24 protein-coding genes are annotated in these 24,854 nt (G+C 57.7%); 23 read left to right on the forward strand and 1 reads right to left on the reverse strand.

The window, feature by feature from the left end:
• Nucleotides 1–6: 6 nt before the first annotated feature.
• The 13 genes from ACE3SE_RS13525 (at nt 7) to ACE3SE_RS13585 (ending at nt 10,688) form a co-directional block, all read left to right on the forward strand.
• A complete protein-coding gene (locus tag ACE3SE_RS13525) occupies nt 7–2,019 on the forward strand; it encodes a hypothetical protein (RefSeq protein WP_374555993.1) in 2,013 nt (670 codons plus the stop codon).
• Entirely contained in the window at nt 2,019–3,290 is a 1,272-nt protein-coding gene (locus ACE3SE_RS13530; RefSeq protein ID WP_374555995.1) for a DNA circularization protein, read from the forward strand. The genes ACE3SE_RS13525 and ACE3SE_RS13530 overlap by 1 nt, the downstream gene beginning before the upstream one ends.
• Nucleotides 3,274–4,425 carry a phage baseplate assembly protein gene (locus tag ACE3SE_RS13535; protein ID WP_374555997.1) on the forward strand — a complete coding sequence of 384 codons (1,152 nt, stop codon included), beginning with the start codon at nt 3,274–3,276 and terminating at the stop codon, nt 4,423–4,425. Before ACE3SE_RS13530 ends, ACE3SE_RS13535 begins: the two co-directional genes overlap by 17 nt.
• Nucleotides 4,422–5,033: a phage baseplate assembly protein V gene (locus ACE3SE_RS13540; RefSeq protein ID WP_374555999.1), complete on the forward strand. Its 612-nt coding sequence runs from the start codon at nt 4,422–4,424 to the stop codon at nt 5,031–5,033. The genes ACE3SE_RS13535 and ACE3SE_RS13540 overlap by 4 nt, the downstream gene beginning before the upstream one ends.
• A gap of 30 nt (nt 5,034–5,063) precedes the next feature.
• Entirely contained in the window at nt 5,064–5,582 is a 519-nt protein-coding gene (locus tag ACE3SE_RS13545) for a DUF3592 domain-containing protein (RefSeq protein WP_374556001.1), read from the forward strand.
• 33 nt (nt 5,583–5,615) lie between these two features.
• Nucleotides 5,616–6,164, forward strand: a complete 549-nt coding sequence (locus ACE3SE_RS13550; protein ID WP_374556003.1) for a DUF3592 domain-containing protein — start codon at nt 5,616–5,618, stop codon at nt 6,162–6,164.
• A gap of 76 nt (nt 6,165–6,240) precedes the next feature.
• Nucleotides 6,241–6,594, forward strand: coding sequence for a phage GP46 family protein (locus ACE3SE_RS13555; RefSeq protein WP_374556005.1), 354 nt, complete (start codon nt 6,241–6,243; stop codon nt 6,592–6,594).
• Nucleotides 6,594–7,658 (forward strand): baseplate J/gp47 family protein, encoded by a 1,065-nt coding sequence (locus ACE3SE_RS13560; protein ID WP_374556007.1) that lies wholly within the window; start codon nt 6,594–6,596, stop codon nt 7,656–7,658. Before ACE3SE_RS13555 ends, ACE3SE_RS13560 begins: the two co-directional genes overlap by 1 nt.
• Entirely contained in the window at nt 7,655–8,224 is a 570-nt protein-coding gene (locus ACE3SE_RS13565) for a YmfQ family protein (protein ID WP_374556009.1), read from the forward strand. The genes ACE3SE_RS13560 and ACE3SE_RS13565 overlap by 4 nt, the downstream gene beginning before the upstream one ends.
• The gene (locus ACE3SE_RS13570) at nt 8,225–9,229 is read left to right on the forward strand and encodes a pyocin knob domain-containing protein (RefSeq protein WP_374556011.1); all 1,005 of its coding nucleotides are present in this window, start codon (nt 8,225–8,227) and stop codon (nt 9,227–9,229) included. It begins immediately after the preceding gene.
• Nucleotides 9,230–9,232: 3 nt separating this feature from the next.
• Nucleotides 9,233–9,532 carry a hypothetical protein gene (locus tag ACE3SE_RS13575; protein WP_374556013.1) on the forward strand — a complete coding sequence of 100 codons (300 nt, stop codon included), beginning with the start codon at nt 9,233–9,235 and terminating at the stop codon, nt 9,530–9,532.
• Nucleotides 9,533–9,694: 162 nt separating this feature from the next.
• A complete protein-coding gene (locus tag ACE3SE_RS13580; RefSeq protein WP_131361102.1) occupies nt 9,695–9,886 on the forward strand; it encodes a Com family DNA-binding transcriptional regulator in 192 nt (63 codons plus the stop codon).
• The gene (locus ACE3SE_RS13585; protein ID WP_374556015.1) at nt 9,858–10,688 is read left to right on the forward strand and encodes a DNA cytosine methyltransferase; all 831 of its coding nucleotides are present in this window, start codon (nt 9,858–9,860) and stop codon (nt 10,686–10,688) included. The genes ACE3SE_RS13580 and ACE3SE_RS13585 overlap by 29 nt, the downstream gene beginning before the upstream one ends.
• A 168-nt stretch (nt 10,689–10,856) precedes the next feature.
• Here the strand turns inward: ACE3SE_RS13585 and ACE3SE_RS13590 are convergent, their stop codons facing one another.
• Nucleotides 10,857–11,861 (reverse strand): GlxA family transcriptional regulator, encoded by a 1,005-nt coding sequence (locus ACE3SE_RS13590; RefSeq protein WP_374556017.1) that lies wholly within the window; start codon nt 11,859–11,861, stop codon nt 10,857–10,859.
• A gap of 114 nt (nt 11,862–11,975) precedes the next feature.
• Between ACE3SE_RS13590 and ACE3SE_RS13595 the strand changes: the two genes are divergently transcribed.
• From ACE3SE_RS13595 to ACE3SE_RS13640, 10 genes are all read left to right on the forward strand, one after another.
• A complete protein-coding gene (locus ACE3SE_RS13595) occupies nt 11,976–12,797 on the forward strand; it encodes an alpha/beta fold hydrolase (RefSeq protein ID WP_374556019.1) in 822 nt (273 codons plus the stop codon).
• Between the two features lie 25 nt (nt 12,798–12,822).
• A complete protein-coding gene (locus ACE3SE_RS13600; RefSeq protein WP_374556021.1) occupies nt 12,823–13,428 on the forward strand; it encodes an FMN-dependent NADH-azoreductase in 606 nt (201 codons plus the stop codon).
• Between the two features lie 26 nt (nt 13,429–13,454).
• Nucleotides 13,455–13,763: a YciI family protein gene (locus ACE3SE_RS13605; protein WP_374556023.1), complete on the forward strand. Its 309-nt coding sequence runs from the start codon at nt 13,455–13,457 to the stop codon at nt 13,761–13,763.
• A 298-nt stretch (nt 13,764–14,061) separates the two neighbouring features.
• Entirely contained in the window at nt 14,062–14,247 is a 186-nt protein-coding gene (locus ACE3SE_RS13610) for a hypothetical protein (RefSeq protein WP_374556025.1), read from the forward strand.
• Between the two features lie 706 nt (nt 14,248–14,953).
• A complete protein-coding gene (locus ACE3SE_RS13615) occupies nt 14,954–16,666 on the forward strand; it encodes a hypothetical protein (protein ID WP_374556026.1) in 1,713 nt (570 codons plus the stop codon).
• A gap of 153 nt (nt 16,667–16,819) precedes the next feature.
• A complete protein-coding gene (locus tag ACE3SE_RS13620) occupies nt 16,820–17,494 on the forward strand; it encodes a hypothetical protein (protein WP_374556028.1) in 675 nt (224 codons plus the stop codon).
• Between the two features lie 78 nt (nt 17,495–17,572).
• Nucleotides 17,573–18,499, forward strand: a complete 927-nt coding sequence (locus ACE3SE_RS13625; protein ID WP_374556030.1) for a hypothetical protein — start codon at nt 17,573–17,575, stop codon at nt 18,497–18,499.
• 203 nt (nt 18,500–18,702) lie between these two features.
• Nucleotides 18,703–20,541 carry a type I restriction-modification system subunit M gene (locus tag ACE3SE_RS13630; protein WP_374556032.1) on the forward strand — a complete coding sequence of 613 codons (1,839 nt, stop codon included), beginning with the start codon at nt 18,703–18,705 and terminating at the stop codon, nt 20,539–20,541.
• Complete coding sequence (locus tag ACE3SE_RS13635) at nt 20,538–21,860, forward strand: restriction endonuclease subunit S (RefSeq protein ID WP_374556034.1); 1,323 nt, start codon at nt 20,538–20,540, stop codon at nt 21,858–21,860. Before ACE3SE_RS13630 ends, ACE3SE_RS13635 begins: the two co-directional genes overlap by 4 nt.
• Complete coding sequence (locus tag ACE3SE_RS13640) at nt 21,857–24,718, forward strand: type I restriction endonuclease subunit R (RefSeq protein ID WP_374556036.1); 2,862 nt, start codon at nt 21,857–21,859, stop codon at nt 24,716–24,718. Before ACE3SE_RS13635 ends, ACE3SE_RS13640 begins: the two co-directional genes overlap by 4 nt.
• Nucleotides 24,719–24,854 lie beyond the last annotated feature (136 nt).

Here is a 24,854-nt window from a genome sequence, read left to right on the forward strand (position 1 = left end):
GCCCCCATGCAAAATCTGGAAGTTTCCCTGCGGCTCAGTTTAAACGGCCAGACCCAGATCGTATCGGGTTTGCGGCGGGCCGAAGCCGCCATGCGGTCCTTTGGGACAGGGGCTGAGCGCGCCCTGTACAACACCGTCAGCCTGGCACGCAAGCTGAACCACGAAATCAACGGTTTCTCCGCCATGTCCAGACTGGCCGCCACCCTGGGTGGCCTGTCCGCTGCGCGTGATGCCATGCGCGACAACCTGCGCTTTCATCGTGACTTGCTGGAAATGAAGCAGACCGGGGAGATGACGACCGCGCAAAGCAACCAGGCCAAACAGAAAGCGCTGGATGTGGCCAGCAGCACCCTGCAGATGCCGGAGGACGTACTGTCCGGCCTGCGCGCCTTCACCAGTGCGGGTGAAAAATTTGAATTCGCCATTGCCTCCATCAGTGAATCCTCCCGCGCTGCCACCGCCTATTTCACCAGTGCCGAAACCGTGGCCAAGCTGGACGTCGATGCCCGGCAAAAGCTGGGTATCCAGCCAGAGCAGCAAGCCTCCATGCACAATATGCTGCTGTATCACGGCCGGGCTGGCCGTTACGAAGTGGGTGCCATGGCACAGGACGCCCCCAAGACCTTCAACACCATGGCCGCGGCTGGCTTTACCGGCATCGAGGCGGTGAACCTGACCGGTGCCATTACCCAGCAGCTGATGAAGCTGGCCCCGGCCACGCAACCCAGTGAAGTGGCCACTTTCATGGAGCACTTCTTCGGCCACCTGACGCAGAAACACTATGTGAAAGGCCTGAAAGACAAGGGCATCGACATCAAGAAATACATGCCTGGCGGTTACTTTGGCGGGGTGGACAAACAAGGCAAGCCGATTGGCGGGCAAAAGGCGGTGGACAGTCTGTTTGCCTTCCTGCGCGAGCTAAAAGCCAAAAACCTGGATGACCCGTTCAAGCTGTCCGAGGCCGGTTTCCGCGAAATGTATACCAGCAAGGCAGCCCGGCAGTTGCTGGGCAATGTGGATGTGCTGGAAAACGAAATGCAGCAAGGCGAGGACGCTGCCAGGAATGACCTGGTTGGCGCGGCCGTGGCAGAAATCAGGGAAGCCAGCTTCGGCAAGATCAAGGCGGCCGAGGTGGAAGTGGCCAAACTCAAGCTGTCGGACAAGGCCACGCAGGCCACCGGCGGCATGGCGGGCATGGTCAAGTGGGCAGCCGAAAATCCGCTGACTGCAGCAGGCAGCGCCGCTGCACTGCTGGTAGGCGGACACTGGACCTGGAAGCGGCAATTACCCAGGTTGCTGGGCAAGATGGAAGCACGGGAAGCCGCCCGGCTGGAAAAGGCAACACAAGCGCGCCCCACACTCAGGACCAACACCGCCGGGCAGATTACCAACCATGCCGAAATCAAAGCCTGGGAACAGGCGCAAGCCACGGCGGCGCGGGAATCGCGTCTGGCCAAAACCGGCAAGCTGATCGGCAAGGCCGGCGGCGTGGTGCTGGGCGGTGTTTTGGCTGCCAATGAGGCACTGGACATCAACAAAGACCCGACGCTATCTGACCAGCAAAAGAAGATCGCCTGGTCCGGCCTGGCCGGTGATGTAGCCGGTGGCACCATTGGTGGCTGGGGTGGTGCAGCCATGGGCGCGGCACTGGGAACCGCCATTCTGCCGGGCATCGGCACCGCCATTGGCGGACTGCTGGGTGCCATTGGCGGTGCCATCAGCGGCGGCTGGCTGGGTAACAAGGCGGGCACGGCGGCCGGGACCGCCTGGTTTAGTGACCCATCCGGCAGCAGCAGCCTGGCTGGAAATGGTGGCAACAGCTTGCAACCGCAGCCACCACTGGCCCTGCTGCAATCCGTCATGGATTCTTCCACCCGCTTTAACCTGGCCGCCGACAAGATGCAACAGGCCAGCCAGCAACCCATGGTGGTGCAGCTGCAGGGCGAGTTCCGTCTGAACGGCAACGACCTGGTGGCCGTGGTCAATCAAAACAACAGCCTGACGGCACGGAGAAACTGATGTCCTGGAAGGATAACCTGCTGGACGCCAGCTTCCGCGGCCTGCTGTTCGACTGCCTGCAAACCGAGGACGAGGCCGAGCGCGATACCGCCAACCATGCCTACCCTTATATGGATGGCGAGGACGTGGAGGACCTGGGGCGCAAGGCGCGCCAGCTACGGCTGACGGCGGTGTTTTTTGGTGAAGACTACGACAGCCGCCTACAGGCTTTTCTGGCGGTGCTGGATGAACCCGGCCATGGCGAGCTGATTCACCCGGTGTTCGGCAGCATGGCGCGTATGCAACTGCTGCGCCATGTCGTCCGCCATTCCGCCGAGGAGGTGGATTACTGCACGGTGGAGCTGGCCTTCAAGGAAGCCACACCGGGCCAGCCCTTTTTTGTGCAACAGCTACCGACACAGCAGGCGCAAGGCCTGGCCTTGCAGGCGGATGCTGCCCGCCAGACTGGCATTGCCGTGTTCGACCAGGCCTTGGCCCAGTTGCAGCAATGGCAAGGCCAACTCGCCCCCTTGCAGGCGCTGGGCGCGGTGATGACCAGCACGCTGGCGGCGGTGCGCAGCCAGCTACATGGCCTGATCGCCGGGGCCAGCCTGCTGGACAGCCCCCGCGCCTTTGCAGCAGAGCTGGTGGGGCTGTTGGACGGGCTGGTGGACCTGCGCGGTTTCGATACCGACACCATCGCCAGCGACTGGAACAGCCTGGCCCGGCAGCTGGACCACATCGTGCTGCTGCCGGCGCAACAATCCCGTCCGGCCGACCCGGTCCGTGACTTACCGTCTGTTGCGGAGAACCAGCCCGCCCCGGCCCCAAGCCTGCCGCCGCGCCCGCAGGACGTGGCCCAGCTCACTGCGCTGGTGCAACTGTTGGCCGCCAGCACCCTGGCCAGCACCGCCAGTGAGCTGCTGACCGATCAGGCCGAGCAGCCCACGCTCACCCCGCCGCAGCTGGAGGCGATGGCCAACGATGTGCGCCAGCTATTGCAGGCAGGGATAGACAGCCATCAGGCAGCCTACCCGCTGGAACAGGCACGCCCGGTGATTGAGGCGTTAAAAGACACCGCACTGGCGGTGCAGGAAGCGGCGCGCACCGTCATTGCGCTGGCCCCGCCACTGATCCTGCGCCGGGTGGAGCAGGACGGCAATCTGCACCTGCAGGCGTTTGCCTGGTATGGCGACTACCGCCGCGCTGCCGAGCTGGCCCGCCTCAACCCGGCACTGCGCAACCCCAACCATCTGCACGCCGGAGACCTGCTCCATGCCTACGCCCGTTAACACCACGCCGGATGATGACGTGGTCAGCCTGCTGCTGGCCGGCAAGGCCCATCACGCATGGAGCAGCTACGAGATCGACGCTGATCTGCTGACCCCGGCCGATGCCTGGCAGTTGCAACTGGGCCTGCCGGATGGCCGCCTGCCAGCCGCGCTGCAGGAAGGCGCGGCGGTGCAACTGCGCATCGGCCGCGACCTGGTACTCACCGGGCGCATCGACGACATCGAGGACCCGATTGAGCATGGCGCACACAGCCTCACCCTGCGCGGTCGGGATGGCGCGGCGGTGCTGGTGGACTGCTCCTCGCCCATCTTCACCCGCCGCCAGGCCACGCTGGCCGACATCGTCGCCCAGGTGGTCAAGCCGCTGGGGCTGAGCAAGATCCGCATCGACGCCGCCCATAGCCTCACCCGCGAAAAAGTCAGCGTCGAACCGGGCGACAGCGCCTGGGACACCCTGCGCAATGCGGCCGAGGCCAACGGCCTGTGGCCGTGGTTTGAACCGGATGGCACGCTGGTGATTGGCGGGCCGGACTACCAGCGCCCGCCAGTGGCCAGCCTGATCCTGCGCCGTGATGGCCAGGGCAATAATGTGGAGCGCCTGCACCGCGTACGCAGCATGGCCGGGCGTTATTCGGACATCACCGTGCTGGGCCAGTCGCATGGCAGCGCGCTGCAGGCCGGCCGCCACGCCATCAAGGTGGTGGAGCGTGATAGCAGCGTCAGCGTGTACCGCCCACGCATCGTCATCGACCACGACGCCGACAGCCTGGCCGCCGCCCGCGCACGGGCACGCAAGATACTGTCAGACTCGCGCCTGCAGGGCCTGACACTGCAAGCCACGGTAAAGGGCCACCGCACCAGCGATGGCCTGCTGTGGACGCCGGGCCAGCGCCTGCATGTATTGAGCGAGCCGCACGACATCAACGGTATTTACTTTTTGATGGCGCGCCGCTTCAGCGGTGGCCGTGGCCGCCCCAGCCAGACCGTGCTCACCCTGAAAGAAGACGGGGCCTGGGTGCTGGACGCCCACCCGCACCAGCGCAGCCACCGCCGTGGCAAGAACAGCAGCGCCAGCGAAACCCTGGTGGCGGTGGATGTCAGCCGCCCTAATACCCTCAGCAAAGGCCAGCCATGACCCCAGAGATAGACCGCCGCATCAGCCGTGCGCTGGCCGGCATCCGCCAGGCCTTCCGTGGCGTGCTGGGCCTTACCAGCAATGGTGCCGCCAGCCAGCTGGCCCAGGTGGAAGGCCTGGCCGGTGAAGGCCTGCCCGATCTGGAGCTGTTCCAGCAGTTTGGCTTTACCAGCAATCCACCGCCCGGCACCGCCGTTGTGGTGCTGCCGCTGGGTGGCAAAACCAGCCACGGCATCATCATCGCCACCGAAAACGGCCAGTTCCGCGTGCAAGGCCTGGCCCCCGGTGAAACTGCCGTGTTTAACGCCTTCGGCGATACCTTTGTATTTAAAGACGGCCAGATAGCAGGCACGACCAAAACCTTTACCCTTACCGCCACCGAAGGCATGCGCTTTGATAGCCCACAGGCCGAGTTCACTGGCCAGGTGATGGTACGCCAGCAACTAACGGGACAAGGCGGCATGGCCATCAAAGGGGGGGATGGTGCGGTGTTCAGCGGGGATGTGCGGCAGGAAGGTGGCAGCTACCAGACCGATGGCGATGTGGTGGCGGGTGGGGATGTGGTAGCTGGCGAGGTCAGCTTGCGCAAGCATAGCCACAGGGAGTAGATTGAACCAAACAATTACATGTGCATAATCATGAAGCAGTACTCTCGTAAAGAAATGATTTCGGCTTGGTTGTTCATCCTTACTATCGTGGCAGTTGGTTTCGCTTTTTCTGTCAGTCTTTTATACCTTGGCCTGGCAAATTTCCATAAACAAAAAGTAGCTGCCTATTGGCCTGTCACAGAAGGTGTAATTACTTCCGTTCGAATACAAAACCATGGCCGCGGCGATATGATTCCTGTCTATACCTACAAATATACAGTGAATAACAAGCAATACAGCAATGACCGGCAATCCATTGGAGAAGGCATTGCATATAGTCGTATTAAAGATGTTCAACTAAACATGAAAAAACATCCAACAGGCTCCACAATACCTGTTCATTACGATCCAGAATCACCAGAAGACAGCACTATTTCCATTTCTTTTGATGCCGGCTTTACGAGTATCGTGCAGGCACTCATGGGGCTATTGATGTCCGTCGCTTCAGGCTGCATCCTCTTCTATTTGCTTCGCCCCAATAAAAAGATATCAACACTATCGGAGCAATAACTCTCATTCTTGAATTGGAAGCAACAGCACAACATGGCTCTTGCAAAATACGCACGCATTGCCGCATGGCTCATACAAATCATAATCACACCAATCTGTTTATGCTTGTCTCTCGGCATATTCAATGAGGTCATAGCAGAATGGCAGGAAGTTCAGGCAACCGGCACATGGAAAGTGACCGATGCCATCATCACTGAAGCGCGGCTAAATGACAGCCATGGTGGAAGGCATCGCGTTCTTGAACCGGTATACACCTACCAATACCAGGTCAATGGCAAACAGTACGTGAACAACCGGCAAGCAATCGGCGGAAGTGTAACCTTCCAGTTTACTCAGGATGCGCATCGCGACATGGCCAAGCACCCTGTCTGTTCAACCCTGCAAATACACTACAACCCGGCATCGCCCCAGGATAGTGCCATCACCATCATCCATGACAATTTTTACCGCTACTTCATGGGCATTTTTACTGCACTGGTTGCCCTGCTGTTCCCGGGCTACGTCTACTATCTCTTGTTCAGAAAAAAGAAGCGTCCCTCAAACCAGAACACTGCCGGAAGTGGCACCCTGCCGGTGAATTGATTTCCAAGGCGCACAACACGGCCCACTGAACCCCCTCAGCTAATCCCGTCTCCCACCATGCCCCGACAATCGGGGCATGGACGCTTTACTCGACCCCCACACCGCCAGCTATGCCGGCAGCCGTACCAGCACCCTGGCCAATGCCGTCTACCTGCGCCTGGCCACGCCGCTGGGCAGCTGGTGGGCAGACCCTACACTGGGCTCGCGCCTGCATGAATTGCGACGGGCAAAAGACCTCAGCCGCATCGACACGCTGGCACGGCAGTATGCCGAGCAGGCGCTGGCTCCCTTGCTGCAGGATGGTCGCGCCAGCCGCATCACGGTAGACAGCCAGCGGCCCCGACCGGGCTGGTTGATCTTGCTGATTGCCGTTACCGCAGCCAGCGGCGCATTGCAGACCTTCCGTTATCCGGTACGGGTGGGCGGCTGATGGCTTATCCCTTGCTCACCATGGCGCAGATCCGCGCCGACATGCTGCGCGACATCCGCAACCTGCTGCCGGAGGCGGATGTCGACCCGGATTCCGACTATTTCATCCGCGCTACCTCGGTGGCCAGTGCGGTGGAAGGCCTGTACCAGCACCAGGCGTGGATGGTGCGGCAGATCTTCCCCGACACCGCCGATCATGATTATTTGCTGCTGCATGCCCGGCTGCGTGGCCTGGCTCCCAAACCCGCAGTCACCGCCAGCGGCAGCATGCTGTTGCGTGGCAATCCCGGCAGCCCCGTCGCCGCCGGGGTGCAGGGCAAGTGGGGAGACCAGCTGTATATCAGCCGCGAGGCAGGCCGGATTGGGGACGATGGCACGCTGACACTGGCCGCCGCCGCCATGCAGGCCGGGCTGGCAGGCAATGCACCTGACGATGCCCGGCTGGAGCTACTGGCCCCGCCACCCGGGGTGCAATCGCAGGCGGCATTGCCCGAAATGCGCGGCGGCGTAGAGGAAGAAAGCGATGCCGAGCTGTTGGCGCGGCTGCTGGACCTGATCCGCCGTCCACCCGCTGGCGGCAATGTGCATGACTACCGCCGCTGGGCGCTGGAAGTGCCGGGCGTATCTGCAGCCTATGTCTACCCGCTACGCCGTGGGCTGGGTACGGTGGACATCATCATCACCTCGGCCGGTGGCCTGCCATCGCTGGAGACGCTGGCCGCCGCGCAAGCACATATCGATGCGCTACGCCCGGTGACGGCAAAGCACAGCCTGGTGGCCGCGCCCACGGTGCGCACCGTGGATGTCGAGCTGTTGCTGACGCTGTCCGGCCTGATGCTGGAACAAGCCCGGTTACAGCTGACACCGCAGCTGCACACCCGCTTCGACCAGTTGGCCCCTGGTCAGGTACTGGTCCGCAGCCAGCTGGAAACGCTGGCCTCCAGCCTGCCCGGTGTGGTGGATCGCCGCATTGTGTTGCCTGCTGCCAATGTGCAGCCGCTGGTGAATGAACAGCGGGTGGAATGGCTGCGGCTGGGGCGACTCGACATCAAGGCCATGCCATGAGCCACGCCACGCTATTGGCACTGCTGCTACCGCCGCAATCCTACGCCCGCAACGCCCAGCCCTTGCAGGTCGAACTGCACGCGGAGGGGCATGCGCTGGATGTGGCCGAGCGCGATGGTTTGCAGGCCGCCGCCGCCATCTCCCCCTTCTTTGCCGAATACACGCTGCCGGACTGGGAGCGCGTGTGCGACATCACCCCACCGTCTGGCGCGGGCTATCAGCAACGCTTGCAGGCAGTACTGGCCAGGCTGGCTGCCACTGGTGGCTTGAGCATTCCTTATTTCAAACGCCTGGCCAGCCGCCTGGGCTATCGCATCGACATCGTCGAACCGCAGCCTTTCCGTGCTGGCATCAACCGCGCCGGCGACATGCTGCAGGTGGCCGACATCATCTGGGTGTGGCAGGTGGTAGTGCATGCCGCCCAGGTGCAGGCCTGGCGCTTCCGCGCGGGCCAGGCCGGTGCTGGCGAAGCGCTGACCAGCTTTGGTGACCCTGTCATCGAAACCGTGTTCCGCGAGCTGAAACCCGCCCACAGCTTTGTTTACTTTGCCTATCAGGAGGGCTGAATGCAGAAGATCAACACCCCGGACAGCCTGTTTCACGATGGCGACCCGTCAACCGGTGCGCTGGGCAGCATCGTGACCGCCGCCTGGCTCAACAGCATGCAGGGCGAGCTGGTGAGCGTGATCGAGGCGGCCGGCATCAAGCTGGATGCGGCGAGGACCGACCAGCTCAAGCTGGCTATCGGCAAGCTGGTGAGCGATGCGGCCGCGCCACTCAAACATGGCCACGCGTGGGCGGACATCAGCAAGACACCGACCACGCTGGCAGGGTATGGCATTACCGATGCGCTGCCCCTCAAACCGCTGCTGGGCGCAAAGGTGGACCTGGACGACATTATCAGCACCGGCTGGTATCACCAGTCACTGAATAGTAATGCCGCCAGTGGTAGCAACTACCCGATACCCACTGCGGGCATGTTGTCTGTCTATGCTGCAGGCTCCATGGTGTACCAGCACTATCTGGACTATCAGGGCAAGCGTATTTACTGGCGGGTCAAATACAACGACACATGGTCTGCATGGGCAGGCTGTCCCACTGCCATTATCGGTGCTGCTGTAGCAACGACATCTGGCACTTCCTTCCTCTTTTCCGGAATACCAGCTTGGGCAAAACGGGTGAGGTTACTGTTGAACGGCGTGAAGACTGCATCAGGTACCGGACTGTTGGTCCAAGCAGGGAGTGGATCAGTTCAGACATCGGGTTATTTCTCTGGGTCTGCAGGTGTGTCAACAGGTCAAAACAGCACAACGTCTTATCTAAACTCGACTTCTGGCATGTGCATCTATTGCGCAGCGAACACCACGCATGTCGGAAAAATGGAGTTTGAGAAAACGTCTGGATTTAGCTGGATCGCCACCCATAAGGTGTATGGCGGGGTATCTACTCAAGTTACTGAAGGTGCGGGCAATGTAACGCTTTCCAGTCAAATTGATTGCATCAATCTAACAACGATCGGTGGCACGGACGTATTCAATGCGGGCAGCGCCAACCTGATCATTGAGGGCTAGGAAATGAAGAGAACTGAATTAAACGTAATTACTGGTGAAATTGCCGAGGTAAAGTTGAGTGCCGAGGAAATTGCAGCAATTGAGGAAGCAGCAGCGGGCGCTACATGGATTAATCTGCAATCCCAAGCGAACACAGCTCTTCTTGCCAGCGATACAACAATCTTGCGTTGTTATGAAAACGCCGTGGCCGTTCCGGAAGAGTGGGCAAACTACCGTCGGGCTCTAAGAGAAATCATCAGCACATCCATTGGTGATCCCGCTCAGACATTACCCATCAGGCCGGCTTATCCGGCCGGCACGTAGAACAGTCACGATTATTAAGAGACAGCGACCGGATGGGTGCTACGAACACCCACCCGGCCAGCTGACCCGCAGACGATACCTGCAAGTCACCCCAAGGCTGCCACTTTCTGCGCAGAAAGCCTGGACAGTCTAACGGTTAAACGGTCCCGGACCACCTTGCCGATGTCACTACCCGAAATCCGCTGCGGCCATTGCGGCCGCAAACTCGCCGAGGGCCACGTGCTGGTCCTCAGCATCAAATGCCCGCGCTGCCGGGCACACAATCACCTGAAGGCCGCCGAGCCTCCTGCCAGCGCGTCATCGCACGCCACTGCAAAGGAAGCACATGCATGGCCCACACCCCACCATCGGTAGCCTGTTCGCCGGCATCGGCGGCTTCGACATCGGCTTTGAAAACGCCGGTTTCACCACCGCCTGGCAAGTCGAAATCAACCCCGTCTGCCGCGCCGTCCTCGCCGACCGTTTCCCCCACGCCCGCCAGTTCGACGACGTGCGCACCGTCGGTGCCCACAACCTTAGCGCCGTTGACGTCCTGGTCGGCGGCTTTCCCTGCCAGGACCTGTCCACCATGGGAGCCCGGCAAGGCCTGGCCGGCCAGCGCTCTGGCCTGTTCTTTGAAGTCTGCCGCCTCGCCCGAGAGTTACAACCTCGCTGGCTGGTCCTTGAAAACGTCACGGGGCTGCTCTCTTGCCGAGATGGCCAGGACTTCCAGACAGTCATTTCCACGCTTGCCGAATGCGGGTATCTGGGATGCTGGCGGGTGCTGGATGCTTCATGCTTCGGAGTCCCCACAAAACGCCGTCGCGTATTCATTGTTGCCGGTCTTCACGAGCATCCCCCCATCGAGCTGCTGGCTGACGCCAGCCCAATGGCAGCTGTTCCTGGCACGCCGCCAGCGCAACAATGCGGGCTCAAGCCTTTCCCTACTTTACTTAGCGGTAAAGCACCAAGCCAGATCCCTATCAGTGGCGCAGGCCTCATCGCTCAAGCCGACGGACGGGATTCGATGGCTGACCGGGCCAGAGCGTCTGAGCATCATGGGCTTCGCCTGGGACTGGATGCGACCAACTTTGCAGAGGCTCAAGCTGCCGGCAACGCCGTTGTGCCGCAAGTCGTGGAATGGATCGCCCGGAAGCTAAGGGGGACTTATGCGTAGGGCTGGAGGGTAATCAGGATGAAGGGGGCAAAGTCCCACTTCTGTTTGGGTGGATGTCGGCCAAAGCTGCCATCCCCAGCGTAAGTAGCGATGTCCGTTTCGAAGAGTAAGCTGTCACAAGGCATTCAGACTGTAGTGAACAGTGCAGGGAACACGCAAATTCACGTGTTAGTTCTGGTGGCTTTGCATCCTGCGGCGGTAATCCACAGGAGTGAGTCCCATGGCCTGAATGAAGGCGCGCCGGAAGGCGGTTTCATCGCCATAACCACACTGGCTGGCCACCTGCTTGATGCTGATGCCCGGCGTAGCCAGCAACACGCAGGCTGTTTCGATACGCACACGGGTGATGAAGGCCTTGGGTGACTCACCGGTCAGTTGCTTCAGGCGGCGGTGCAAGGTGCGCTCGCTCAGGTGCAAGGCCTGGGCCAGCGCCTCCGCCGTCATTCCGGGGTTGGCATGGCGGATGATTTGCTCTGCCTGCAACAGCAGCGGGTTGGCCGTGTTGACGAAGCCACGCGGGGCATACAGCAATTGCGGCAGGGGCAGGCTGTCGGCCACCGAAATGTCCGCCGCCAGCCTGGCCAGCTCCGGGCCGGCCAGTCGCCGGATGACATGCAGTGCCAGGTCCACCCAGGACAGTGGCCCTCCGGTGGTAATGATGCCGTCTTGCTCCTCCAGGGCGCTGCCCCATACATGGCAGGCAGCCGGAAAACGCTGCTTGAACACATGGTGTAACCACCAGGTGGTGGTGCAACGGCGCCGGTCGAGCAAACCAGCCTGTCCCAGCACAAAGGTCCCGGCACACGCGCCGCCAATCAGCACGCCAGTCTGATGGCGCGATGACAGCCAGCGGGCCGCCTGCGCGTGGGCCGCGCTATGCGGCGGCTGGCCGTCAGGCCCCAGCGCCATGCCGGCAATCAGGATGGCATCGTAGGCTGTTTCTGCGTCAAACGCGCCATCCACCGGAATCCACCGTCCTTGTGTGTCGCGCAGCGGCTGGCCATCGGCACTGACAATCCGGGTGTGAAACAGCGGGCCGGGACTGCCTGCCAGGGCTGTTACCACCCCAGGTGGTGGATTGCGGCTGGCCTGATTACAGATCCAGAACATGTCCGCCAGGCCGCTGATGGCGGATAACAAACTGCCTTCCAGTGCCACGATGGCGATCTGCATGATCTTCCCCTTGTCTGTTTGGCGAATTTTGCATGAACAATGTCCAGTTCGCCATCTTATTTGCCTTCATCCACCCGGCTACACTGCATGACATTGACTCACTGGATGGAAAAAATGTCACAAGTAAATGATGCAACAGGCTTTTCAAGCCAGAATGCCAACGCACGGCAAGCCCGCAACTGGAAGCAGCAACTGCTGGCCCTTGCCGGTGTGATGCTGACACTGGCCAGCACGCCTGGCCAGGCCGCGCCTGCCATTCGCAATATCGTGCTGGTACATGGCGCATTTGCTGATGGCTCCAGTTGGGCACCAGTCATCAGCCGGCTGCAGCGGCTGGGCTATCACGTTACGGCGGTGCAAAACCCGCTGACTTCATTGGCGGACGATGTTGCCGCCACCGAAAAGGTACTGCAGCGCCAGACGGGAGATGTGCTGCTGGTTGGCCACTCCTGGGCCGGTGCCGTCATCACCCAGGCGGGCAATGCTGCCAATGTGAAAGGCCTGGTCTACCTGTCCGCCCTGGTGCCGGATAACGATGAATCGGTCAGTGATTTGCTGACCCGCCTGCAGGCCCCGATGGCAGGGCTGGCTGCCGACGCGCACGGCATGCTGTGGCTGGACCAGCCGGCTCAGTTCCGCCAGGTGATGGCTGCCGATGTGCCTCTCAAACAGGCGCGGCTGTTGGCCGCCGTGCAGCAGCCCATTGCCATGGCCAGCTTTGGCGGCAAGGTGGGACATGCGGCCTGGCACGACAAGCCCAGTTGGTATGTGCATACCACGCAAGACCAGGCCTTGCCGCCTGCGGTTCAGCTACGCATGGCCGGGCAAATCGGTGCCACCGTGTGGTCGGTGCCTGCCAGCCATCTTTCGATGATTTCCCGCCCGGCGACCATCGCCCGCCTGCTAGACCGGGCAGCCCAGGCTGCCAGTCGTTAACACCTCACCCAGCAAAGAGATACCCATGAATATTCTGCATATTGATGCCAGCATTCTTGGCGCACAGTCCATCACCCGTGACTTGTCTGCCGCCATCGTGCAGCAGTTGCAAGCCACACACCCGGACGCCCGCGTGGTCTACCGCGATGTGGTGCAGCAGGAAATCCGCCACCTTACCGCTGCCATTGCCGGCGGATTCCGACCCAGCGGCGTAAGCACGTTTGACGCAGCCACGCTGCAGGAACATCAGCTATCGGAATTGTTGCTGCAGGAATTCATGGCCAGCGATGTCATTGTCATGGGCACCCCGATGTACAACTTTTCCGTTCCCACCCAGCTCAAGGCATGGCTGGATCGCCTGGCCCAGGCTGGGCGTACCTTCCAGTACACCGAGCGCGGCCCGGTTGGTCTGGCCGGTGGCAAGCGCGTGATTGTCGCCTCGGCCCGTGGTGGCTTCTATGCCGAAGGCCCGCTGGCACACATGGACTTCCAGGAAGGCTATCTGCGGGCATTCTTCGGCTTTCTGGGCATAGACGATGTGCAATTCATCCGCGCGGAAGGTGCATCCAAAGCCGCTGAAATCCGTCAGGCAGGCATTGCCAAAGCCAAAAGCGCCATTGCCAGCCTGTAACTCACCTTCCATACCGGAGAACAAACATGCTATTTGCCATTACCCTCCACTATCTGCGCCCGGAGCAGGAAGTCCAGGCCCAACTGGAAGGCCACAAGACATGGCTGGTCGACAATATCCGCCAAGGCCGCATCCTGTTTGCCGGCCCGCTGCTGGGCGGCACCGGCGGATACATCCTGGCATATGCTGAGCAGGAGGCGGAAATACAGCAGATGATTGCAGCCGACCCCTTTGCCATTCACCAACTGGCCGGCTTCAACACTCAGGCAATGACAGCAGCAATCCGTGCCGAAAGTTTCCCCCACATGTGGGCCCAGCAAGCCAAGGTGATTTAGCACAGAGACAGCCAAGGTCTGGCCCCATGTAAAATGACCTTGTCTCGCAAGGGAGATTTAGAACAATTTATCCTGACAATGGGGCAACCGAGATGACAGAAAGGCCATGCGCAAATTCATGCATGGCCTTTATCGGTTTGTGCTGTTTCAACAGAAGGATGTCTGGAATTCTGTGTAAATTAGCCGCTCCTCAGTCATCGGTTGAAAGGCAGCTTTGGCCAAACTACGGACACGACACCCTGCCTTGAAGCAGGGTGTTTTTATTTGCAGGTAGTGGTAGAGAACGGAGAACCAGGACTTGACTACCCTCCTCCATCACAGGAAAAGTAGCGGTAAGAAAGCGTTAGATTTTTGTGCACCGGTGACAAAAGAAGCGCAAAAAGTGACAAAAACCCTGCAAATTGGCGGTGACAATAAAAGTGCAAACGAGTGCCAAAACTGCCGCAAAGTTACAGTAGGTGCCGGATTGGGGGTGGCGTTGTAGGCCTGTGGGTAACATTGGCATCGTTCATTGAGTTCCGATCCAGAGTATAGGAAGCCAAGAAAAAAACTGAACTCTTATCGCCAATGTGTAGGAGTGTTGTGTAGAACTCAGGTGCAAAAAAGCCTTATGCAGCCTGAATTTACTGCAAAAACAACACTTTAGGGGTGTTTGGCGGAGAGGGGGGGATTCAGCCAGCCAGCAAACTTATCTCATAAATTTCAATAACTTACGATTCACCACCAAAAGTCGTCGTATGACTTCTCGTATGACTATCTTAGGCTTGATGAGCTCTTTTTTCAACTCCCGCAGCGGCATCATGCCTCACGCATCCTTCGGCCATTTTTAAGATATTTACATAGCAATTAGTAACATAAAGTTTAATAAAACAGTCCTACTAAGAAGTAATTGACATGCAAAAATGAACCACGTAAGGTAATGATGGTTCAATAATTAAGCACTTCAACGTAGCTTATTCTCGTGGATTGCTGAACCTTGCGTTTCGTTCTTTAACAGCATCGAAAATCGCACCCCCATCCCTCGCGCCAGCGTGTCATGACGTATGGCGGGTCGTCACTGATGACTCGCTATGCTCACTTTCATCATCTTCGTGCCCTACCGGGCCGACCTCGAGTGGGTCCCTCCGCAAGGAGGTTCAACATTTGAATCGATGACTTGCAGCTACATGCTGCTCTGAAAGGACAAAACCATGAACGCCAATAACGTAAATGTGAAAGATATGCTGGCCAACACTGCCGACCAAAACACCAAAGGCGGCTACATTCCGGTAGGGTTTAAGGGCAATTCTCTGTTTGTGTACTCCTTCATCCTGGAACGCATCGTCGAAATCCGCAGCACTCAAATGACCGAGATGACGCTGAAATCGGTATGCGGTGCCAAGTGGTGTGAAGACCTCTACATGGACTTCCACACCAAAAAAGAAGAAGTCTTTTTTAACCACAAGCGACTGGCTACGGACATCATTGCCCAATGCCAGGAGGCTGGTCCCTACTCTCTGTCGGTGGAGCGCACTTGCGGCGTCTGGCCGTCCAGTGACCACAAGCGCTTGCTGGTAAACAGCTCGCAACTGTGGGACAGCGAAGGGAAAGTCATCAAACGCGGTCAAATCGAGGGGCGTTTTTACCCAACTTCCGGAGATGTCGGCTTCGGCCCAGATACTCCGCTGGCAACGGGTACGGACGTCAATCGCATTCTGAAAGCGTTTGGTGCGGTGAAATGGCAATCTGACATGGTGCCGGAAATGCTGCTCGGCTGGTTGGTTGTTGCAACCTGCGCGCCTGCGCTTGCCCGTCGTCCGCATATGTATGTTTCTGCGCGAGCAGGAACTGGCAAAACGGCTCTTCTGAGCCTGATGTCGTATCTGCTCGACTCGCAAGCCTTGCGCCTGACAGGTCCGCAAACCTTTGCGGCACTGTACCAACAGTTGGGCAGTACGAACCGCGCCGTTATACTGGATGAATTTGAAGCTGATGCGTCAAACCGTCGCAACAAAGAAACCTTGGAAATTGCGCGTATCTCGTACAGCCTGCAGGAAAACGACAACGGTATCAGCCGTGGCACATGCTCGGGCGAAGCCAAGAATTACCGGTTCTTTACCCCGTTCTTGGCAGCCAGTGTCGTGCCGGGCAAATTCGAACCTGCCGACCTCAGTCGCTGGGTCATTGTCGAAGCCATTGGCAAGCAGTACGACGATGCCCTGCTGGGTAAGTCGTCAGAAGCCCAGCAAGAAGCGATTCTGCTGGGTCAGCGCCTGCGTGCGTTGGCCATTCACCGTTGGAGCGTGTTCCAGGACTCGCTGGACCAACTAAGCCAAGCCATTCAGCGGAATGGTGGCGACGACCGCATCGCGGATACGGTTGGCCCGCTGCTGGCGGGTTATTGGTCCCTGGTGTCCGATAAGCCAGCCAGCGCCTCGGATGCGGATATGTTGGTCGAAATGGGCGGCTTGTCCAAACATATCGAACAGCGTGAAGAATCCGATGAAGTGCGTTGCCTGGATACGTTGTTTTCGAAAGTGCTGACGTTGCCTCTCATGGAGGGGAACTGCCTGGTTCGTAAGCCGATTTCTATCAGCGAAGCAATTCAGGCAATTTGCGATGACCCGACCGGAACCCCGGAAATGCAGCAACGCCTGGCTCAATATGGGCTGCGTGTTAGCTTGATGAAAGGTGACTGGAAGGTATTTATCGCGAATAGCGTCGAGCATCAGGAACTGCGCAAGCTGTTCCGTGGCTCCAAATGGCAGCATGGTGGCTGGTCGATGACCTTGCGCCGTCTGCCAGGAGGGGAAGAAAGCACCCAGCGCTTGGGCGCAGGTTTCAAAGCCTGCAAGGTGACGGTTTTTGATGTACCGGCAGACCTCTTGCCGGCGAATGAGGACGAGACACAACTGTCCGCGTGAGCGGGTGGCAAGCGCGGGCCCTTCGGGGTCCGCGTTTTTTTTTGATATTCTGCGGAAACTTCTCCTAATCTTTATGTTATGGCATTCCAACGGCACACAATTTCAACATTATATTGACAAAACACTTACAAACAGGCATGGAATGAATTGAACATGAAAGAGCTAGAAAGAAATATTGACTATTTAATAGGAAAAATAGATGGCAACTTATCTCTTCACATCGGAAGAGGATATCTAAAGGAAAATGGGAAATATAAGCAAACCCTCAGCATCCCATCCAACATCCACAACCCATCCAGCGAACTCCATGAACAACTATCTCAGTTTCAAGTAATTTATGCTATTGATTCAAATTCGAAAACAATAAATGGACAAGAAATTGTAGCAAGTTGCGCAGTACACATTTCACTGAAATATTCCGGAAACAGCATTTGGGAGACTGGAGAATTTACAAGACTCCCCGTCGCGATATCCATTGCAACAGAAAGCAATCCGGAGCCATTCGCATGGAGAAGGCTGATTGAATATCTCTCCCCCAAAATACCCGGAAACATTGCTATTGTAGTAGACAGTGAGCTTGGCAGCATCCCACTTTACAATAGCAGGTCAAAGCCCATTTGCGATGACTTTACACTACCACCAAACACGCAACTAATTTATGCAAGCTCAGATAGAGACCTATCCTCACCACTTAACAAAGCAATATCAATTTGCGATAGTGATGCTACAAAAATATTAGAAATCATCAGTAGAAATATTATTAAATTCAAAACAGAAGACATTCCTAAAATACCATACGGTGCAATATTTATCCCACCAAAAATGTAATAAAAATGCATTAAGTTCAATTAAACCAGTTAGAAAAATAACAAAAAATATCGTGCCAGTTTAGATAATGCCAGAAATATGAACAATCAAATTGATAATCCAGCCTGGCAACTCGGCCAAGACTATGCCCGCTTTGGACTACGACGGGTCAAAAATGCCCCACCTGCGTTTCTGGCGGGCTACGATGCCTGGCGTGGCCGCACGAAGAGCGCCAATACTTACGTGAAAAAATGGCTCGGACTGCGCTGGAATGCTCTTCAACGTCAGCGGGTATTCAACCCAGCCATTGACCCAGCTTTCCTGCGACAAATCACAGAAGAACAGTGCCCCGTCTCTTTGGTCACTCTGACTCAGGGCACACAATCAGATTCTGACGTATCCATTGACCGTATCGTCAATGAAGGCGGCTACGCGCCTGCTAACCTGATGGCACTGAGCCAGCGCGTGAACCGAGCCAAGGCAGACCACTCATTTGAAAAAGTCCTGGAATTGGCGAAACGGGAAGAACCTGCGCATGGCCTTTCCGGCCTAGAATGGGTGCGACTGGCCGGGCTGATGTATGGAGCCTGGTGCCAAGCCACCGATGCGTCCGACCCCTATCTGTTTCCGTTTGCCACCATCCCACCGTTCAACATCTTCACCCCAACCTCACAAGTGGTGCAGATGCTGCTGCTCAGTCTATTCAAACAGCCTACTTCAGCTTGGCGGGAAAATCTGCTGCGTGAAACCACCCAAGAAGAACGTGGCAGCCCTGCCCTATTTGACGACTTGACTCAGCAACTCCGGCAAGAGCAGGTGCATGTTTCCTTCTTACCGGATATCTGGCTGCGGCCTGGAGTCTTTGAACGGTTTGCCGTTTGGTACAACGGTTGCCCTGAACTTCTGCGTGAACGGCTCTACATTCTGATAAGTCAGCGCAGCAAGCAGACGCAAGCCCACCATGAAGCGTTGGTGGACGGCTGGCACCTTGATAGCCAAGGATATGCCGCGAACAATGAAACCTAGCGCTCTCCTCGTCGCGGTAACAGTAACAGAGGTAACGCCGTAACACATTTACCGGGTCAACCTGCACCAAATTGTGGCAGATTGGCTCTTTGCACCATGAAGCCCGCCGCGTAGAATCGTCAGCAACTTATCCATTTTTCATGGGCTGCATCTCACATGCATGCTGAGTCGAAGTCCTGTCTTGCATTTCACTGAATCAAACAATGAACCACCAAGCCCTATCTTCCTTCATCTGGTCCGTTGCCGACTTGCTGCGCGGCGATTACAAACAATCCGAGTACGGCAAGGTCATTCTGCCGTTTACTGTCCTGCGCCGCCTGGACTGCGTGCTGGAGGCGACCAAGGCCGATGTATTGGCAGAAAACGAAGCCAAGACCAAGCTGGGCCTGCCTCCCGAATCGTTCCTGCTACGCAAGGCTGGCCAAAGCTTCTACAACATCTCTCCGTTGGATTTGACCAAGCTACTGGGTGACCAAGACAACATCCGCCAGAACCTGTACAGCTACATTCAGGGCTTCTCGCCTGCCGCGCGTGACATCTTCGAGCGCTTCGACTTCTACACCCAGGTGGAACGCCTGGCCAAAGCTGGCTTGCTCTATCTGGTATCGGAAAAGTTCGCCAATATCGACCTGCACCCCAACACCGTGGACAACGCCCAGATGGGACTGGTGTTTGAGGAGCTGATTCGCAAGTTTGCCGAAATCTCCAATGAAACTGCCGGGGAACACTTCACCCCGCGTGAAGTGATTCGCCTCATGGTGAACCTGCTGTTTATCGAAGACGACGACGTGCTGACGCCCGGCAACGCGGTGGTACGTACCATCTATGACCCCACCGCCGGTACTGGCGGCATGTTGTCGGTGGCGGGTGAATACCTGCTGGAACACAACCCGGATGCCCGCCTCACCATGTTCGGCCAGGAGCTGAACGATGAGTCCTACGCCATCTGTAAAGCCGACATGCTTATCAAGGGCCAGGACGTGGGCAATATCGTGGTGGGCAATACCCTGAGCGACGATGGCCACGGCAGCCGCAAGTTTGACTACATGCTGTCCAACCCGCCGTTTGGTGTGGAATGGAAAAAGGTGGAACGCGAAGTGCGCAAGGAGCAGGAAGAAAAAGGCTTTGATGGCCGCTTCGGCCCCGGCCTGCCGCGCGTATCGGATGGCTCCATGCTGTTCCTGCTGCACCTGATTGCCAAGATGCGCCCTGCAGTAGATGGCGGCAGCCGCTTCGGCATCGTGCTGAACGGCTCGCCGCTGTTTACCGGCGGCGCAGGTTCGGGAGAAAGCGAAATCCGCCGCTACGTACTGGAGAACGACCTGGTGGAAGCCATCATCGGCCTGCCGACCGATATGTTCTACAACACCGGCATCAGCACCTATGTGTGGATTCTGTCCAATAAAAAGCAGGAAGACCGCAAGGGCTGGGTGCAGCTTATCGACGCCAGCAGCTTCTGGCAGAAGATGCGCAAGAGCCTGGGCAGCAAGCGCAAGGAACTGAGCGAAGAACACATCGCCACCATCACCCGCTTGTTTGGCGAGTTTGCCGAAGCCGAGCAAGCCACCGTGCTGGACAAGCAAGGCAATGTCATCGACAGCAAGCTGCTACTGAGTGGCGAGCACGCCCCTGTGGCACCGGAAGGCGGCAAGGTCAAAGTCGTCCCCATTTCCCGCGTGTTCCGTAACGAAGAATTCGGCTACACCACCATCACGGTGGAACGCCCGCTGCGCGATGAGACCGGTAACATCGTGCTGGGCCAGAAAGGCAAGCAGAAAGGCAAACCACAGCCGGACAGCAGCCTGCGCGATACCGAAAACGTGCCACTGAGCGAAGACGTGCAAGCCTACTTCGAGCGCGAGGTGCTGCCACACGCACGGGATGCCTGGATAGACCACGACAAGACCAAGGTGGGCTATGAAATCCCCTTCAACCGCCACTTCTACGTATTCGAGCCGCCACGCAGCCTGCACGAGATTGACGCAGACCTGAAAGCGGTGTCGGCCAGCATCATGGCCATGCTGGGGGAGTTGGCCGAATGAGCTTGCCGCGTTATCCGGAAAACAAAAACAGCGGTATCTCATGGGTTGGTGAAATACCGGTCCATTGGGGAACGCTTCGAACTAAAACGCTTTTCGAGCTAATGAAACGACCACCACGTGATGAAGATGGTGTCGTGACAGCGTTTCGTGATGGTCAGGTCACTCTGCGTAGTAATCGGAGAACCGATGGATTTACCAATTCACTTCAAGAGATTGGGTATCAAGGCGTGCGCCGGAATGACTTGGTCATTCATGCGATGGATGCATTTGCAGGTGCCATCGGGGTATCTGACTCTGAAGGAAAATCAACACCTGTCTATTCGGTATGTAGGCCGAAGGAAGGGCTTTCTAACTCCAGATATTACGCTCGCCTTCTGCGTCATATGGCTCTCAGTGGATTTATTGAGTCGCTAGCTAAAGGAATTCGAGAGCGTTCTACCGAGTTTCGATGGGCAGAGGCAGGCAATGTCTATCTGCCAGTACCCCCCATCGAAGAACAAACCGCCATTGCCACCTTCCTCGACCGCGAAACCGGCAAGATTGACACCCTGATTGCCGAGCAGGAAAAACTCCTCGCTCTGTTGGCCGAAAAACGCCAGGCCACCATTTCGCACTCCGTGACCAAGGGCTTGAATCCGGACGTGCCGATGAAGGATTCGGGAGTGGAGTGGTTGGGGGTAGTACCGTCGCATTGGGAGGTTGTAGGGCTTACAAAATACTTAGATTCAGTTGTTGATTACCGGGGTCGGACGCCAACAAAAGTTGACGAGGGGGTGTTCTTGGTAACGGCCAAAAACATACGTGATGGAGAAGTAGATTATCAGGCGTCTCAAGAATACATAGTGCCATCTGAATACGAAGAGGTGATGCGAAGGGGCCTCCCGAAAATGGGTGATGTCCTATTCACCACAGAGGCACCGTTAGGGCAGGTTGCTCTGGTTGATAGAGAAGACATTGCGCTAGCACAGCGAATTATAAAGTTCAGGGCTAATCCAGAACGCTTGATAAACTCTTATCTCAAGCTATGGATAATGAGCTGCGCTTGCCAATTTAACCTCGAACAGCTTGCGACTGGTTCAACTGCATTAGGCATCAAAGGAAGTAAGGTCGGCCAGGTTCGCCTATGTCTACCACCTTTGGATGAACAAAGGGAAATCGTCGAATACGTCGACTCTGAAATCTCAAAGCTCGACATTCTTAAAATCGAAGCTACCCGCACCATCGAACTGCTAAAAGAACGCCGCAGCGCGCTGATTTCCGCCGCCGTCACCGGCAAAATAGACGTACGTAACGCTATTGCCGCAGAGGTTGCCGCATGAGTAATCTGCACCAGGAACACTTCTTCGAGACAGCCATCTGCGAGGCATTGGCTGCCCAAGGTTGGCTCTATGCCGAAGGCGATGCCTCACAGTACGACCGGCAAAATGCCCTATTCCTGCCCGACTTGCTAGCCTGGATTGAGCATACCCAGCCTGACAGTTATCAGCGGCTGGCCAAGACCCATGGGCCGCAGATGGGTGCCAGGTTGGCCGAGCGGGTGCGCAAGAACCTGAACGAGCGTGGTGCACTGGATGTGTTGCGCCGTGGCGTAGAGATGCTTGGGCTGACCAAGCCGCTGGAGCTGGTGCAGTTCAAACCAGCGCTGGCGCTCAACCCGGCGATTCAACAGCGCTATGCCGCCAATCGGTTACGAGTGGTCCGCCAGGTGCATCATTCGCTGAACGACCCTACCGAATCCATCGACCTGGTGCTGTTCGTCAACGGCATCCCCACTGCCACGGTCGAGCTAAAATCCGACTTTACCCAGAGCGTGCAGGACGCGGTAGACCAGTACCGTTTCGACCGCAACCCACAGCCCAAGGGTGGGCTGGCCGAGCCGCTACTCAGCTTCCGTGGCGGTGCCCTAGTGCATTTTGCCGTGAGTCAGACCGAGGTGATGATGACCACGCGGCTGGATGGTACGGCCACCCGTTTTCTGCCCTTCAACAAGGGTGACGCTGGCGCGGCGGGGAACCCGGTCAATCCACAGGGCTATGCCACGTCCTATCTGTGGGAGGAAGTATGGGCGCGCGATAGCTGGCTGGATATTATGGGCCGCTACCTGATAGGTAAGCGGAACGAGAAAAAGCAGCTGTCCAGCGTGATTTTCCCGCGCTATCACCAGCTGGATGCCACACGCAAGCTGGTGGCGGATGTACTGGCCAACGGCCCCGGCCAGCGTTATCTGATTCAGCACTCTGCCGGTTCCGGCAAGACCAACTCCATTGCTTGGACTGCGCACTTTCTTGCGGACTTGCACGGTGCCGACCATCAAAAGCTTTTCGACAGCGTGCTGGTGGTATCGGACCGCACGGTACTGGATGCCCAGCTACAAGAAGCCATCTTCGACTTCGAGCGCACTACCGGCGTGGTGGCAAGCATCAGCAATGACAGCGGCAGCAAGAGCGCGCAGCTGTCGCAGGCACTGAAAGATGGCAAGAAGATTATCGTCTGCACCATCCAGACCTTCCCGTTTGCCCTGAAGGCGGTACAGGAACTATCGGCCACCGAAGGCAAGCGCTTCGCGGTGATAGCCGACGAGGCTCACAGCTCGCAAACCGGTGAGGCCGCTGCCAAGCTCAAACAGTTGCTGTCTGCCGAAGAACTGGCAGAACTGCAGGACGGTGGCGAAGTGGGCACCGAAGACCTGCTCGCGGTGCAAATGGCGGCGCGGGCTGGTAGTGATGGGCTGACCTATATCGCCTTCACCGCCACGCCAAAGCAAAAGACCATGGAGTTGTTTGGCCGACCAGGTGCCGATGGCCTGCCAGAGCCCTTCCATGTGTATTCGATGCGCCAGGCCATTGAAGAAGGCTTCATCCTCGATGTGCTGAAGAATTACACCCCTTACAAGCTCGCCTTCAAGCTGGCCAATAACGGCAAGGAATACGACGAGAAAGAGGTGGAAAAAAGCGAAGCGATGAAGGGCATCATGCAGTGGGTACGCCTGCACCCTTACAACATCGCGCAGAAGGTGCAGGTGGTGGTGGAACACTACCGCGAGAATGTGCAACACCTGCTGGGTGGCAAAGCCAAGGCCATGATTGTGGTGGCCAGCCGTAAAGAGGCGGTGCGTTGGCAGAAGGCCATCCGCAGCTATATCGAGTCCCGACATTACCCGCTGGGGGTGCTGGTGGCGTTTTCGGGTGAAGTGGATGACCCGGACAGCTTCCCGGAGCCGGTGAGCGAAACCAGCAAGGCACTGAATCCCGGCCTTAAGGGCCGTGACATCCGCGACGCCTTTGCCGAGCCGGACTATCACCTGCTGCTGGTCGCCAACAAGTTCCAGACTGGCTTCGACCAGCCCTTGCTGTGTGGCATGTACGTGGACAAGATGCTGGGCGGCATTCAGGCGGTGCAGACCCTGTCGCGCCTGAACCGCGCCTATCCGGGCAAGGACACTACCTACATCCTCGACTTCGTCAACGATGCCATGGAAATCCTCCAGGCATTCAAGACCTACCACACCACGGCAGAGCTGGAAGCCACCACCGACCCGAACACGGTGTATGACTTGCGCGCCAAACTCGACGCAGCAGGCCATTACGACGATTTCGAAGTAGACCGCTTGGCCAAGGTGGAAATGGACCCGAACGGCACCCAGGCGCAACTGAACGCCGCCATTGCCCCGGTGGCCGACCGCCTGCTGAAACGCTACAAGCTGGCCCAGACCGACCAGGCACACGCAGAGAGCCAGCACGACAAAACCGCCATCCAGGCTGCCAAGGACGCGATGGCGGCGCTTATCCTGTTCAAGCAGGATAGCGGCATGGTGCAGGATAAGGAAAAAGCTTTACTGGAAGAAATCATCCAGAAGGTGAACGGCCTGTTTGAAGGCGAACTGACCGATGATGACCAGCTGGTCTATGTGAATGGCGTCATCAAAGGCAAGCTGCTGGAGAACGATACCCTCATCCAGCAGGCCGCCAACAACAGCAAAGAGCAGTTTGCCAATTCGCCCGACCTGTCCCAGGCACTACTCAACGCCATCATGGATGCCTTCGAGGCACATACCAGCATGAGCACCCAGGCGCTCGGCTCGGAACGTATCCGTGATGGGCTGAAAGACACCTTGCTAGGACCGGCGCAGCTGTACGAAGCGCTTCGCGCCAAAGCTGGCAACCAGCCCCGCATTTAACGGCATACCAACCCCGACCCAGGCACTCAGCGATGAGTGCTTTTTTTATGTCTTTTCATGCACAAAACCAGGTAACAGGAGTAACGGCGTAACATCTTGACCCTCATCCAACCTGGCTCGGGTGAAGTTTAACTAT

The sequence above is a fragment of the Aquitalea pelogenes genome, from assembly GCF_041914625.1.
GTDB lineage: Bacteria > Pseudomonadota > Gammaproteobacteria > Burkholderiales > Chromobacteriaceae > Aquitalea > Aquitalea pelogenes.